This is a genomic window from Novosphingobium sp. BL-S-19, assembly GCF_055521675.1.
In genome coordinates this window covers 796,695-809,820 of sequence record NZ_CM145498.1, presented here as the reverse complement: position 1 = coordinate 809,820, position 13,126 = coordinate 796,695, and the positions used below count along the sequence as shown (strand labels likewise).

The following is a 13,126-nucleotide window of genomic DNA, read 5'->3' as shown; positions in this document are numbered from 1 at the left end:
TTTCACTTGTTCGGGAAGCACCAAGGTCTTCCCGACGCCGAGAGGAAAGACCGCGATGACGCTCCGCATCAATTCCGAAGCCCCCAATTTCAGGGCAGAGACCACCGAGGGTCCGATCAATTTCCACGAATGGATCGGGGATAGCTGGGCGATCCTGTTTTCGCACCCCAAGGACTTCACGCCGGTCTGCACTACCGAGCTGGGCTACATGGCCAGCCTGAAGCCCGAATTCGACAAGCGCAACACCAAGGTGATCGGCCTCAGCGTCGATCCCGTCGACAACCACGCGCGCTGGGCGCAGGACATCGCGGAAACGCAGGGTACCGGGCCGAACTTCCCGATGATCGCCGACACCGAACTGACCGTCGCCAAGCTCTACAACATGCTGCCCGAAGCGATCGAGGGCGGCGCCGAGGGGCGTACGGCCGCCGATAACGCCACCGTGCGCACCGTCTTCGTGATCGGCCCGGACAAGCGGATCAAGCTGATGATCAGCTATCCCATGACCACCGGCCGCAACTTCGACGAGATCCTGCGCGTGCTCGATTCGATGCAGCTCACCGCCCGCCACCGCGTGGCGACGCCGGTGAACTGGCAGGACGGCGAGAAGGTGATCATCGTTCCCGCCGTTTCCGATGACGAAGCCGCGAAGATCTATCCGGACGGTTGGGAGACGCTGAAGCCCTACCTGCGACTGGTAGCGCAGCCGGAGTAAGCCGTCTCAAGATCCTCCCCCACCGGGGGAGGTGGCAGCGCGAAGCGCTGACGGAGGGGGCTTTCGGCAGCACTGCGCCATTCCCCCTCCACCACCCTTCGGGCGGTCCCCCTCCCCCGGTGGGGGAGGATCGCTTGGCCGCGATCAAACCGCCTCGATCGTCACCGTATCGATGGTGAACGAGCCATCCGCCTCGATCCCGAACCACGCCGCCACTTCCGCCGGAGCGACCGCCTGAAGCCCCCGGATCGTCGCCACCCGCTCAGGCGGCGTGCGCATGCGGGCGGTCCAGGTCGCGAAGTCCATCCGCAAGCGCCCGGTTCGCACCTCTCGCGCCGCAAACCCGGCCCGATCCAGCATCGCGATCCACTGCGCCACCGTGTAATCGCGCACGTGGCTGACATCCCGCAGCAGTTCCACTGCCTGCAGATGCGTGTCCGCCGAAGCATCGCCCGGCGCCACCACATCCACGAAGATCGCCGGCGATCCCGCCTTCAGCACCCGCCGAGCCTCGCGCAGACCGGCCTCGGCATCGCGCCAGTGGTGTGTGGAGAAACGGCAGGCGAGGAAATCGAACGCGTCGTCCGCAAACGGCAGCGCTTCGGCTGGCGCAGCTTCCACGGCGATGTTCGCAAGGCCTCGCCGCGCTGCCTCGGCGGCAACCTGCTCCAGCATCTCCGGTGACAGATCGCAGGCCATCACCTGCTCCGCATGCGGCGCCATCGCATAAGCGACATGCCCGCCCCCCGCGCCGAGATCGATCGCATGGCGCGGCGCGGCGACGAGTGCGCGCGCGGCGATGGTTTCGAGATCCGCGCCAGAGGCGTGGACGGCGCTGGTCACATAAGCAGCGGACATTTCGCCGAACTGGCTTTGCGCCAGCCCATGCTGCGTGGGGGCATATTGTGTCTGATCGGTCATGGTCGATCTCCTTTCGGCGCTCCACATGAACGCAATTTAGCCTGTTACAATGGACATAATTATCCTGTTATAAATGCTGCCATGTCCACCGAGGAACAACGCCGCCTGCTGGGCGCCTTCGTCCGCGCCCGCCGCGAAGGACTCGCCCCCGAAGGTCATGCCCGTCGTCGCCGCACGCCCGGCTTGCGACGTGAGGAACTGGCTGCGCGCGCCGCCATTGGCTCCACATGGGTCGCCTGGATCGAACAGGGCCGCGAGGTGCGCCCTTCCGCCGAAACGCTCGGCCGCCTTGCCGGTGCCCTCAGCCTGTCACCGGCCGAGCGCGACTACCTCTTTTCCCTCGCCGAACGCCGCGACCCCGCCGATCCCTTCGCCGCTTCGCGCGAGGCCGCGCCGCCCGCAATCACCGCGGCCGTGGCCGCGCTGCCCTTCCCGGCCTATGCGCTGGATCCCGCATGGTCGGTCTGCGCCGCCAATCCCGCCGCGCGGCGCTTGTTCACCGGGCTGTTCGACAGCGAGAGCGCGCCCAATCTGCTGCGTTACGTCTTCACCTACCCCGCCGCGCGCACGCTACTGCCCGACTGGCACACCCGCGCCATGCGTCTGCTCGCCGAGTTCCGCCGCGACTACGGCCGCGTGATGAGCGATCCGCGCGTGGGCGCCGTGGTGGAATGGCTCCAGAACGAGAGCCCGGAATTCCGAGAGGGATGGGAGAGCCAGTCGGTGCTCGCGCGCGAAGGCGGAGCGCGCGATTTCCTGCACCCGGAGGACGGGTTGCTGCACTTCACCCAGCACACTCTGGCGGATGTAGAGCGAGAGGATTTTCGCTTGGTGTTTCTGGAACCGGCTGCCGCGACCGAGCCCTGAGCTAAGCACCAATCAGACCTGCTGCGATTGTCGCAGCCACACACACTCCGTCGCCCCCGCGAAGGCGGGGGCCCGCTGCCTTCGCGCTACGCTTCAAGAAAGCGGGGTCCCCGCCTTCGCGGGGACGACGGGGGGTATTGATCTGGACTAGCTCTTGGTCGGCCCGAGCGGCGCGGTTTAGCCAACCGCGCGTTGCCGCGCCCTAAAGCTCCATCACACTCGGCTTGCTCGACCGCTCGATCATGCCGGTCGTCCGCTCGCCATCCCAGGTGTAGAAAGCATGGCTCTGCTGCACGAGCGGGAAGTCCTTCGGCCAGTCCGGCGGCAGCACATGCCCGCCACGAGAGCGGGTGTTGGTGAAAGTCTCGCCCGCGATCTCCACACGGCGGCCGTCGATGGTTTCGAGCACGAAGGACACGTCCTCTCCCCCGGTCAGGAAGCGGCGCAGCCACGGCACCTGCACCGGACGCGCCGGGGTGCGCGTGCCGTCGGCATCGATGATCCAGCCCTCGGCATAGTTGAGGCCGCCATCTTCTCTCGGGGGGTAGATATTGAACCCGAAGGCGCGGCCGCTGGGGAAAGTGGCGGATTGCCAGCAGTGGCCCCAGAACCCGGCGAAAGCGCGGAAACCGGTGCGACGGATGCGCAACCCGTTGGCCTTGAACGGACGGCTCTCGCCATTGACGGTCAGCGTGCCGGCGCAACGGAAAAGCTGTTCGTAGCGCGGGCTCATGAAACTGCCCTGCTCGCCGCCCAGCGCCTCGGCCGCTTCGGGGAGCAGCGATCCCGGCACCCACGGCGGCGCGGCCATTTCCATGTCGACGGCGATTTCAAGGTCGGCCCAGGCCGTTTCCTCGAAGCCGGGGTTGTCGATGATTTCCTGCGCCGTGGTTTCGGCGACCTGGCCCTTGTAGGTCGCGGTCCAGCGGCGGAACGGTTCCACGCATTCGAAGCGGACAGGCCCGGTGCCGCGCACGGTGGGGCGGCCGTCGGCCCCGTAAGGCGCGTGCGTCTCGCCATCGCCGCGCTTGGAGAGCAGGCGGCCGTCGGCAAAGGCAACGTCCAGCCAGAACTCGTGACGATCCCAGTGCGATCCCACCGCCTCGACGCCGATGCGCATGGCGAAGAGGCCGTTTTCTTCCTCGATCCAGACGTTTACCGCATCGCGCAGGCCGTTATCTGGCTTTTCGGCAACGACGAATTCGCGATCTTCAGGAACGCCGCCGGTCAGGTCCATCGCTGTGGTGGCCATGGCAATCTCTCCCTCGTTTTGCCGGGGAGGCTGTCATGGCCTGCGCGTCAGGTCACGCCCCGGCACATGCGCCGGGGCGATATCCTGCCTGCCTTAATCGGTTTTTTGAAAATGCGCAGAAAGCGCATTTTACGCGGCACCAGCCCACTCCCCCACCCGACCTCCCATCAGGATACACTCGTGGGAGGTCGGGTGGGGGAGTGGGCTGGTGCCGCAAATCCGGCCTACGGCCGGATTTCAATCAAGCGTAAGGGGGCTTGTGCAGGCCCTTGAGACTCGTGGTGAAGATCTCGCAGCCGGTCTCGGTGATACCGATCGAGTGCTCGAACTGGGCCGAAAGCGACTTGTCGCGCGTTACCGCCGTCCAGCCGTCCGACAGCAGCTTCACCGGCGGCTTGCCGAGGTTGATCATCGGTTCGATGGTCATGAACATGCCGGGCTTCAGCAGCGGACCGGTGCCGGGGCGGCCGGCATGCACCACTTCGGGCGCATCATGGAACAGGCGGCCGAGGCCGTGGCCGCAGAACTCCCGCACGACGCCGTAGCGGAACGACTCGGCATAGGCCTGAATGGCCGCGCCGATGTCACCCACGCGGTTGCCGGGCTTGGCCTGCTCGATGCCGATCATCAGGCATTCGTAAGTCACGTCGACAAGGCGGCGGGCCTTCAGCGAGACGTCGCCGGCCAGGTACATGCGGCTGGTGTCGCCGTGCCAGCCATCGAGCAGCGGGGTCACGTCGATATTGACGATATCGCCGTCCTTGATCGTCTTGTCGGACGGAATGCCGTGGCAGACCACGTGGTTGATCGAGATACAGCACGAATGCGCATAGCCGCGATAGCCCAGCGTGGCGGGCACCGCGCCGCCGTCCAGCGTCAGTTCGCGCACCTTGTCGTCGATCTCGGCGGTCGACACGCCGGGCTGCACCATCGGCGCGATCTCGTCGAGAATCGAAGCGGCAAGGCGGCCGGCCTTGCGCATGCCTTCGAAGCCCTCAGGGCCGTGCAGCTTGATGGTGCCGTCGCGCAGGACGGTTTCACTTCCGGGTTCTACGGTCTGGTATTCGGTCATGGCGACAAGATAGCGAGCATGGATTGAAAATGCGAATCAGGACTGCGCAGGTGCGGTTGCGTTTCCTCGATGCATCACTTTCCAAGCGAGAAACTGGCCCGATATTGGGGCTTCAACGCCGCCGTCACGGCGCCCGTCACCGGCAAGGTGATCTCATAGCTGCCCTCTGCATAGGGCCCGGCATTGTACGGCGGCACCAGCACGCCGATGCGGTCGAACGTCTGCCCGTTGGTGGAGCCCAGGATCACCACCTGATCGAGCGGATCGATGCATTCGGAGAACATCTCGTCGCTCTTGTCGATGGGGCCGCCCCGGCGCTTGACCCGCTCCTTGTCGAGCGCGGCGCAGAACGGCGTGCGCAGGGCCTTGGACAAGGCCGCCTTGCTGACGAAAAGATCGACCGGCTTACGGACGGTCTCTGCATGCCGGTCCCAGAGCAGCGTGTCCGATCCGCTCATGCCATGCGCGCCGCCGGAGTACGTGTAGAATTCAGAGGAGATCGACAGCCAGCCGGGCAGACTGGCGACGACCTTCCAGTCTTCCTGATAGCTGTGCGCGTGGTAGGGGAAATCGTTCTTCTTGGCCTCGGCGCGGTCGTCCTTGGCGGAGCCGATCAGTTCCGTCCGCTGCTGGTCGAGTTGCTTGTCCAGTTCAGCCTTCAGGCCCGGAATCGCGCCCGCCGCATCAGGGTAGGAATAGTCGAACTCATAGAGATCGTTCGCCACCTTTTCCTTGCGGGCCCCACCCACGGGCACGGCGCTGGCATCGTCGGTGGGGGTGCCGGCATCCTCGGTAGCCACTGCCTGCACGGGCGCTTCGGAAGCGGTTGCGCTGGGCGAAGGCGCGGGATCGCCCTTGCAGCCCGCCAGCATAAGCATCGCTGTTGCAACGGACGCCATCAACCAACCACGATTTCGCATCATTTTCCTCTCGGCTACCGCTCTCAGGAAGGCTAGAGAATCTGGCCATGAGCGACAAGAACGCATTGATTCAGCCCGACCGTGGCCAGAAGGCCGTGACCATCCACCTTGTGAACAAGGATGGACTGGACCAATTCCTCAAGTGCCTTTCGGTTCCGCAGCGCGCCGCACTGGATGCGCAGAAATTCGCGGGCGACGCGGGCACCCATGCGATCTTTGCCGAGGGCGATGGCTGGGCAGTTGTGGCCGGAGTTGCCGATCCCGCGGCGCTGACCAGCTGGTGCCTCGGCAAGCTGGCCGATGTGCTGCCTGAAGGCACCTACCGTTGCTCAGGCGGGCCCTCTGAATCTTGGGGGCCGGGCAAGGCGCTGCTGGGCTGGGTCACCGGACAGTACCGGTTCGACCGCTATCGCTCCGACCCTTCCGACGAAGGCCCGCGCATTCTCCTCACCAGCGAGGTCAAGGCCATCGACGCGATGATCGCCGCGGCCGAGGCGACCGAACTCGTGCGCGATCTGGTCAATACGCCGGCAGAAGACATGGGGCCGGGTCAGCTTGAGGCGGAGGCCGAAGGCCTGGCCAAGGCGTTCCGTGCGGAAATCCATGTGACGCGCGGCGAAATGCTGGAACGCGAATATCCGATGGTCCACGCCGTCGGCCGCGCGGCGGGCCGTTCCCACGTCCCGCGCCTGATCGAGCTGGAATGGGGCGACCCCAAGCACCCGAAGATCGCTGTGATCGGCAAGGGCGTCTGCTTCGATTCGGGCGGGCTGGACATCAAGCCCGGTGCCGGGATGCTGCTGATGAAGAAGGACATGGGCGGCGCCGCGCATGCCCTCGCCCTCGCCCGCCTGATCATGGGCGCGAAGCTGCCGGTGCGCCTGCACCTGCTGATCCCGGCGGTGGAGAACGCCATCGCCGGCAACTCCTTCCGCCCCGGAGACGTGCTCAAGAGCCGCGCCGGGATCACCGTCGAGATTGGCAATACCGATGCCGAGGGCCGTCTGGTGCTGGGCGATGCCCTCACCCGCGCGGGCGAGAAGGAGCCGGAACTGGTGATCGACTTCGCCACCCTGACCGGCGCCGCGCGCGTCGCCGTTGGCCCGGACCTTCCGGCGCTGTTCACGCGGCAGGACGGCACCGCGCAGGAGATTCTCGATGCCGGCCTCGCCGTGGACGATCCGTGCTGGCGCCTGCCGCTCTACGACGGGTACCGCGAATATCTGAAGTCCGACATTGCCGACATCAACAATGCCGGATCGAGCGGCTTTGCCGGGTCGAGCACTGCCGCACTGTTCCTCGATCGCTTCGTGCCGGCCGGAACCGACTGGATTCACTTCGACACTTTCGCATGGCGCCCCGCCACCAAGCCGGGCCGTCCCAAGGGCGGCGACGCGCTGGGGCTGCGTGCCGCGTGGCACGTGTTGCAGCAGCGCTACACCCCGTCTGGCGGCTAATGTTGCGAAATGGGCGAAGCACCGCTAAGCGCGCGCATCTTTGCTTTTGGAGATTCCCCCGCGTTGGCCACTGAGGATTCCTATACCCGCCCCCAGACGGAAGGCACGCTTGCCGGAAAGCAGCTTGCCATGACGGGGCCGAGCGTGACCGCGGATCCCGGCTGCCTGCCCGTTCGCGGCGACCTTGCGCATATCAAGCTCGCCGGTCGCTACTTCGTGCCGCACTATGCGGTGCCGATGCCGCACAAGGTTCTGGACGGCGCCGTGCTGCGCACCTTCGGACGTGACGAGGCAGAGGCGATTCGCGAGTTGCCCGTGGGCGAGACGTTCAACGTGCTGGACATCGCCGGTCAGTGGGCCTGGGGCCAGCTGGGCGAAGACGGCCAGGTCGGCTATGTTTCGCTGAGCCAGATCGAGGCTCTGAAGTGATGGCAAAGAGCGTCTTCATCGACGGTGCCGCCGGCACCACCGGGCTTGAAATCGCCGAACGGCTTGCCGGCCGCAGCGAATTCGAACTGATCGTCCTCGACGAAGCCCGTCGCAAGGACGATGCCGCCCGCGCCGAAGCGCTCAATGCCGCAGACTTCGTGATCCTCTGCCTGCCCGACGATGCCGCCAAGGCCGCCGTCAGCATGATCCGCAACGACACCACCCGCGTGATCGATGCCTCTTCCGCGCACCGCGTTGCGCCGGACTGGACTTACGGCTTCCCCGAAGTGGTGGGGCGTGAGACCGTGGCCGCCGCGCGGTTCGTCAGCAATCCGGGCTGCTATCCCACCGGCTTCATCGCACTGGTCGCGCCGCTGGTGCGCGCCGGGTTGCTGCCGGCCGACTGGCCTTATGTGTGCCATGCCGTCTCCGGCTATTCGGGCGGCGGCAAAGCCCTGATCGCCCGCTTCGAGGAAGACCGCGACATCGCCTTCCGCGCCTATGGCCTGGCGATGGGCCACAAGCACGTGCCGGAAATGACCGCGCATGTCGGCCTGACCCACGCACCGATTTTCGCCCCCGCCGTGGTGCCCGCGCATCGCGGCATGCTGGTCGAAGTGCCGCTGCATCTTTCGATGATGCCCAAGGCCGGCACTGCCGCCGACCTGCGCGCCGCGCTGGCCGAGTTCTATGCAGGCAGCGAAATCGTCACCGTGGTTGACGATCAGCCTGACGAACTGCTGCTGCGCGCCTCGATGGAGCCGGTCGATACGCTGACGCTGCGTGTTCTCGGCGCCCAGGACGGATCGCAGGCCCGCATGGTCGCCATGCTCGACAATCTCGGCAAGGGTGCGAGCGGCGCGGCGGTGCAGAACCTCAATCTGATGGCGGGCCTTCCGGAGACCGCAGGTTTGCGCCTCTAAGAGTCTGATTGAAAAATGCGCGAAAGCGCATTTTCGTAGCGGCCCCAGCCCTCTCCCCCACCCGACCACCCATGAAAGTACCCTGTCGGGTGGTCGGGTGGGGGAGAGGGCTGGGGCCGCGAAATCCGCCCACGGCGGATTTCCAAACAGCTAGACAAACACCTTCCTCTCAACGAACATGAGCGCCGCAGATCGCCAACCGGATCCGCGGCGTTTTTCGTTTACCCTCAGGAGCGGTGTTAACCACGCCGCTAACGACAGCGCCCTGCCGCCTTGTTCGCAGGCAGCACTTGCACAATTTTCAGGCACCCCCTGCCCACTTCTTGAACAGATGTTGTGCCTCCTCCGGCATTGACCCTTATAAGACTGCTTAACGGCTATCGAAAAGGTGCAATTCCGGGCTTTTCGCGCCTGCACACTTCGCCTAGGACTTTCGCAACCGCATTGGCACGATTCTTGATGGGAGTCGCGCGCGAGGCAGCTGGTTCCCGGGACCGGACTCCTCATCGGAAGAAGCCGGGAAACAAGCGCAGGGGTCTAGACAGGCGTGAAGAAAATCGAAGCGATCATCAAGCCGTTCAAACTCGACGAAGTGAAGGAAGCGCTGCATGAAGTGGGCGTCTCGGGCATCACGGTTACCGAGGCGAAGGGCTTCGGCCGCCAGAAGGGCCACACGGAACTCTATCGCGGCGCCGAGTACGTGGTCGACTTCCTGCCCAAGGTGAAGCTTGAGGTGGTAGTTCCTGATGCCCTGGCCGAACGCGTTGTCGAAGCGATCGCCGACGCCGCGCAGACCGGCCGCATCGGCGACGGCAAGATTTTCGTCGTGCCGATCGAGACCGCCGTCCGCATCCGCACCGGCGAGCGTGACGACGACGCGCTCTAAGGCGCGACCGATTTGATAGGAGGGGTCGTCCGTCGCCTGACGGGCACGCCTTCCCGCACAGAGATTTTCCGGGCCCGTCCCCTAGCGGAGACTGGACCGGATCGGGAATGGACGGTCGGGGGGCCGTCCATTCCCGAAAGACACGAAATGCCCAAACTCAAAGTCTCTTTCGGGATCGGAAGAGCATCACTGGAGAACCAAGATAATGGCTAGTGCAAAGGACGTCCTCAAGAAGATCAAGGACGAGGAAATCGAGTGGGTTGATCTGCGTTTCACCGACCCGAAGGGCAAGTGGCAGCACCTCACCATGGTTTCTTCGGTCCTGGGTGAGGACGAGCTGGAAGACGGCCTGATGTTCGACGGTTCGTCGATCGAAGGCTGGAAGGCCATCAACGAGTCGGACATGATCCTCAAGCCCGACCTCGACGCCGTCTACGTCGATCCGTTCTCGGCCACGCCGATGCTGATCCTGTTCTGCGACATCGTCGAACCCTCGACCGGCGAACTCTATGCCCGCGACCCGCGCTCGACCGCGAAGCGCGCTGAATCGTTCGTGAAGTCGGCCGGCTTCGGCGACACCGTCTACGTCGGCCCCGAAGCCGAATTCTTCATGTTCGACGACGTGAAGTTCTACGACGGTTACGAAGGCAACGGCTTCAAGATCGACGACATCGAACTGCCCGGCAACTCGGACAAGTCGTACGACCAGGGCAACCTGGGCCACCGTCCGCGCGCCAAGGGCGGCTACTTCCCGGTCGCTCCGGTCGACTCGGCTGTCGACATCCGCGCCGAGATGGTCACCACCATGCTCGAAATGGGCCTGCCCTGCGACAAGCACCACCACGAAGTGGCGGCTGCCCAGCACGAACTCGGCCTGACCTTCGGCACGCTGGTCACCACCGCCGACCGCATGCAGATCTACAAGTACGTCGTGCACATGGTCGCGCAGGCTTACGGCAAGACCGCCACGTTCATGCCGAAGCCGATCATGAAGGACAACGGATCGGGCATGCACACGCATATCTCGATCTGGGACAAGGGCAGCCCGCTGTTCGCCGGTAACGGCTATGCCGGTCTCTCCGACATGTGCCTGTACTTCATCGGCGGCGTCATCAAGCACGCCAAGGCCCTCAACGCCTTCACCAACCCGACCACCAACAGCTACAAGCGTCTGGTGCCGGGCTACGAAGCCCCCGTGCTGCTCGCCTACTCGGCGCGCAACCGTTCGGCTTCGTGCCGCATCCCCTACGGTGCGGGCGACAAGGCAAAGCGCGTGGAATTCCGCTTCCCCGACGCGATGGCCAACCCGTACCTGTGCTACGCCTCGCTGCTGATGGCTGGCCTGGACGGCATCAAGAACAAGATCCACCCTGGCGACGCCATGGACAAGAACCTCTACGATCTGCCGCCGGCCGAACTCGCCGAAGTGCCGACCGTTTGCGGTTCGCTCCGTGAAGCGCTCGACTCGCTGGCCGCCGACCACGACTTCCTTCTCGAAGGCGGCGTGTTCACCAAGGACCAGATCGAAGCCTATCTCGAACTCAAGTGGCCGGAAGTGCTGCGCTGGGAAACCACGCCGTCGGCCGTCGAATTCGACATGTACTACAGCGCCTAACCCGCGCTGCCTCTCGCGGGGAGAGGGTATCTCGGTTCACCGAGTGGGGCCTCCGGACTTGTCCGGGGGCCCTTTTTCTTTACCCTCCCCACCGGCCGCCCTCTCGCCCCTGTTTGCCCAACTATGTGGCCGTTGCGACCATTGGCGACATGACGGGGGGAACAGCGGCCGGTATGCAACCGTTGCCTTTTCCCGAAGGAGACCCTGCATGGCCCGCACGCGCAGCACATTGACCAAGGCAACCGCCCCCCTTGCCCTGCTGGCGCTTTCGGCTTCCGTCAGCGCGCAACAACCCGGCCACGATCAGGGCCCGCAGCAGGGTGGCGACCGGCCCGGACAACCTTCCGCCCCCCGCGATACCGGTCGGCCCAATCCGTCCGGCGATCGCCCGCAAGTCCATCCCGAAGCGGGGCAAACCCGGCCCGATGCGCCGGAACGCAATGCGCAGCGTGCGAATGCCCCCCGCGATCAGGGACCGCCTGAGCAGGGATCTCACCAGCAGGGCCCTCATGAACAGAACCCCCGTGATCCGGGGCCCGATAATTCAAGACCGCGCGATCCCGGCCGCGACACCGGTCGCGATCCCCGCCCGGATGGCGACCGTCCCGCGCCGAAAGATGCCGGCCCCGGCAGAGGCCCAGGCCAACCCCCGCAGCAGGAAGCATCCCGTCGCCGCGAACAGGAGCAGCAATGGCAGCAGCAATGGCAGCAGCAACGCGGCCAACAGCAGCGCCCGATCCGCGACGATGTGCGCGACATCGCGCATCGTGATCCGCAGGGCCGGTCGTTCGAGGTGCCCACCAACGACCGGGTGAATATCGTCACCGCCTCCGGCCATTCCTATTGGGCCGCGCAGCCCCCGCGCCAAAGCTTCGGCGGCTGCCCGCCCGGCATCGCCAAGCGCTATGCGAACTGTGCCCCGCCAGCCCTGAGCGAGCCTGCGCCCAACCGCTGGAAACTGCCGGGCTGGTACGGGGACTACACCCGCGACGCCGGATACCGCTACACGGAAGGCTATCTGCTCCGCCTTGGCCCGGACAGCGCGGTCGCCAGCTATATCCCCCTGCTCGGCGGTGCACTGGCGGTGGGTCAGGTATGGCCGGCAACCTATGGCGCCGCGCCGCTGCCCGATTACTATTCGCGCTATTACGACCTCGGCCCGGCCAGCGGCTATCGCTATTACGACGATGTGATCTACCGCATCGATCCCGACGATGCCGCCATTACCGCCGTGGCCGCGCTGTTGACCGGGAACGCGATCGAGGTCGGCGGCACGATGCCTGCCGGCTATGACGTCTACAATGTGCCCTACCGCTATCGAGACCAGTATTTCGATGGGCCCAAGGCGTTATACCGCTATTCAGATGGCACGATCTACCAGATCGATCCCGCCACGCGCCTGGTGCAGGCGGCCATCGAACTGCTCGCCTGATCCGTACCGCCACCTGATCCACCCTCTGCCCCGCCAGCTACCACGGAAAACCGCCGCCATGCGCAAAGCCATCCTAGCCGCACCGCTGCTTGCCACCGCGCTGATCCTTGCCGCCTGCTCCGGCAAGTCCCCCTCGGCAGATGCCTCCAGCGAGATCGCCGCGGTTACGCCCGCCAGCGAGACCCTGCCCGAAATGCTGGACGATGCGGACGGGATGCAGACGATGGCCGAGGCGCTGAAGACCACCGGGATCGAAGGCGCCTTCAACGACCGGGGCAGCTACACCCTGCTGGCCCCGGAAGACGATGCCTTCGATGCGCTGGGAGACAAGGCCAAGGCACTCGTCACCGCCAACGATCACGCCGCCCTCGCCGCGCTGGTCCGCAACCACATGTTGACCGGCTACATGACGCCGGAGGACATTTCCTCCGCCATCGCCGCCAGCAAGACCGGCAAAGTGGCGATGCCCACGCTGGGCGGCGGTTCGGTGACGTTCACCAAGGCGGGCGACGCGATCACGGTTACCGCCGACGATGGCTCTCAGGCGACGCTGGAGGACAATCCCGTGGCCGGCGGCGCCAGCATCGCCATTCCGATCAGCGGCGTGCTGCGCAAGCTCTGACGCCTGCCGCCTGGC

The 13,126-nt window shown here is 65.4% G+C and carries 13 protein-coding genes; 9 read left to right on the top strand and 4 right to left on the bottom strand.

Annotated features, from left to right (window positions below):
- Positions 1–55: 55 nt before the first annotated feature.
- Positions 56–715, top strand: coding sequence for a peroxiredoxin (locus tag ACZ1JV_RS12245; protein ID WP_465151758.1), 660 nt, complete (start codon positions 56–58; stop codon positions 713–715).
- A 144-nt stretch (positions 716–859) separates the two neighbouring features.
- Here the strand turns inward: ACZ1JV_RS12245 and ACZ1JV_RS12240 are convergent, their stop codons facing one another.
- Positions 860–1,636: a class I SAM-dependent methyltransferase gene (locus tag ACZ1JV_RS12240; RefSeq protein WP_465151757.1), complete on the bottom strand. Its 777-nt coding sequence runs from the start codon at positions 1,634–1,636 to the stop codon at positions 860–862.
- 81 nt (positions 1,637–1,717) lie between these two features.
- On the opposite strand from ACZ1JV_RS12240, the gene ACZ1JV_RS12235 reads away from it, so the two are divergent.
- Positions 1,718–2,503, top strand: coding sequence for a helix-turn-helix domain-containing protein (locus ACZ1JV_RS12235; RefSeq protein ID WP_465151756.1), 786 nt, complete (start codon positions 1,718–1,720; stop codon positions 2,501–2,503).
- Positions 2,504–2,705: 202 nt separating this feature from the next.
- On the opposite strand, the gene ACZ1JV_RS12230 is transcribed toward ACZ1JV_RS12235, so the two are convergent.
- From ACZ1JV_RS12230 to ACZ1JV_RS12220, 3 genes are all read right to left on the bottom strand, one after another.
- Positions 2,706–3,755, bottom strand: coding sequence for a hypothetical protein (locus tag ACZ1JV_RS12230; RefSeq protein ID WP_465151755.1), 1,050 nt, complete (start codon positions 3,753–3,755; stop codon positions 2,706–2,708).
- 241 nt (positions 3,756–3,996) lie between these two features.
- The gene (gene map, locus ACZ1JV_RS12225) at positions 3,997–4,827 is read right to left on the bottom strand and encodes a type I methionyl aminopeptidase (RefSeq protein WP_465136112.1); all 831 of its coding nucleotides are present in this window, start codon (positions 4,825–4,827) and stop codon (positions 3,997–3,999) included.
- Positions 4,828–4,901: 74 nt separating this feature from the next.
- Positions 4,902–5,705 carry a DUF4163 domain-containing protein gene (locus ACZ1JV_RS12220; RefSeq protein ID WP_465151754.1) on the bottom strand — a complete coding sequence of 268 codons (804 nt, stop codon included), beginning with the start codon at positions 5,703–5,705 and terminating at the stop codon, positions 4,902–4,904.
- Between the two features lie 89 nt (positions 5,706–5,794).
- On the opposite strand from ACZ1JV_RS12220, the gene ACZ1JV_RS12215 reads away from it, so the two are divergent.
- From ACZ1JV_RS12215 to ACZ1JV_RS12185, 7 genes are all read left to right on the top strand, one after another.
- A complete protein-coding gene (locus ACZ1JV_RS12215) occupies positions 5,795–7,204 on the top strand; it encodes a leucyl aminopeptidase family protein (protein ID WP_465151753.1) in 1,410 nt (469 codons plus the stop codon).
- 129 nt (positions 7,205–7,333) lie between these two features.
- A complete protein-coding gene (locus tag ACZ1JV_RS12210; protein ID WP_465152553.1) occupies positions 7,334–7,633 on the top strand; it encodes an SH3 domain-containing protein in 300 nt (99 codons plus the stop codon).
- On the top strand, positions 7,633–8,556 hold the full coding sequence (gene argC / locus ACZ1JV_RS12205; protein WP_465151752.1) for an N-acetyl-gamma-glutamyl-phosphate reductase: 924 nt from the start codon (positions 7,633–7,635) through the stop codon (positions 8,554–8,556). The genes ACZ1JV_RS12210 and argC overlap by 1 nt, the downstream gene beginning before the upstream one ends.
- Before the next feature lie 547 nt (positions 8,557–9,103).
- Entirely contained in the window at positions 9,104–9,442 is a 339-nt protein-coding gene (locus tag ACZ1JV_RS12200; protein ID WP_021233466.1) for a P-II family nitrogen regulator, read from the top strand.
- A 205-nt stretch (positions 9,443–9,647) separates the two neighbouring features.
- Positions 9,648–11,057 carry a type I glutamate--ammonia ligase gene (glnA, locus tag ACZ1JV_RS12195; protein WP_465136116.1) on the top strand — a complete coding sequence of 470 codons (1,410 nt, stop codon included), beginning with the start codon at positions 9,648–9,650 and terminating at the stop codon, positions 11,055–11,057.
- Between the two features lie 208 nt (positions 11,058–11,265).
- A complete protein-coding gene (locus ACZ1JV_RS12190; RefSeq protein ID WP_465151751.1) occupies positions 11,266–12,489 on the top strand; it encodes a hypothetical protein in 1,224 nt (407 codons plus the stop codon).
- A gap of 58 nt (positions 12,490–12,547) precedes the next feature.
- Positions 12,548–13,111 (top strand): fasciclin domain-containing protein, encoded by a 564-nt coding sequence (locus tag ACZ1JV_RS12185; RefSeq protein ID WP_465136118.1) that lies wholly within the window; start codon positions 12,548–12,550, stop codon positions 13,109–13,111.
- The last annotated feature ends 15 nt before the right edge of the window (positions 13,112–13,126 follow it).

Excerpts from the sequence above, each read along its gene's own strand:
- map (WP_465136112.1), bottom strand. The coding sequence starts at position 4,827 with ATGACCGAATACCAGACCGTAGAACCCGGAAGTGAAACCGTCCTGCGC.
- ACZ1JV_RS12240 (WP_465151757.1), bottom strand. The coding sequence starts at position 1,636 with ATGACCGATCAGACACAATATGCCCCCACGCAGCATGGGCTGGCGCAA.
- ACZ1JV_RS12235 (WP_465151756.1), top strand. The coding sequence starts at position 1,718 with ATGTCCACCGAGGAACAACGCCGCCTGCTGGGCGCCTTCGTCCGCGCC.
- ACZ1JV_RS12210 (WP_465152553.1), top strand. The coding sequence starts at position 7,334 with ATGACGGGGCCGAGCGTGACCGCGGATCCCGGCTGCCTGCCCGTTCGC.
- ACZ1JV_RS12185 (WP_465136118.1), top strand. The coding sequence starts at position 12,548 with ATGCGCAAAGCCATCCTAGCCGCACCGCTGCTTGCCACCGCGCTGATC.
- glnA (WP_465136116.1), top strand. The coding sequence starts at position 9,648 with ATGGCTAGTGCAAAGGACGTCCTCAAGAAGATCAAGGACGAGGAAATC.
- ACZ1JV_RS12245 (WP_465151758.1), top strand. The coding sequence starts at position 56 with ATGACGCTCCGCATCAATTCCGAAGCCCCCAATTTCAGGGCAGAGACC.
- ACZ1JV_RS12190 (WP_465151751.1), top strand. The coding sequence starts at position 11,266 with ATGGCCCGCACGCGCAGCACATTGACCAAGGCAACCGCCCCCCTTGCC.
- ACZ1JV_RS12220 (WP_465151754.1), bottom strand. The coding sequence starts at position 5,705 with ATGCTTATGCTGGCGGGCTGCAAGGGCGATCCCGCGCCTTCGCCCAGC.
- ACZ1JV_RS12230 (WP_465151755.1), bottom strand. The coding sequence starts at position 3,755 with ATGGCCACCACAGCGATGGACCTGACCGGCGGCGTTCCTGAAGATCGC.
- argC (WP_465151752.1), top strand. The coding sequence starts at position 7,633 with ATGGCAAAGAGCGTCTTCATCGACGGTGCCGCCGGCACCACCGGGCTT.
- ACZ1JV_RS12215 (WP_465151753.1), top strand. The coding sequence starts at position 5,795 with ATGAGCGACAAGAACGCATTGATTCAGCCCGACCGTGGCCAGAAGGCC.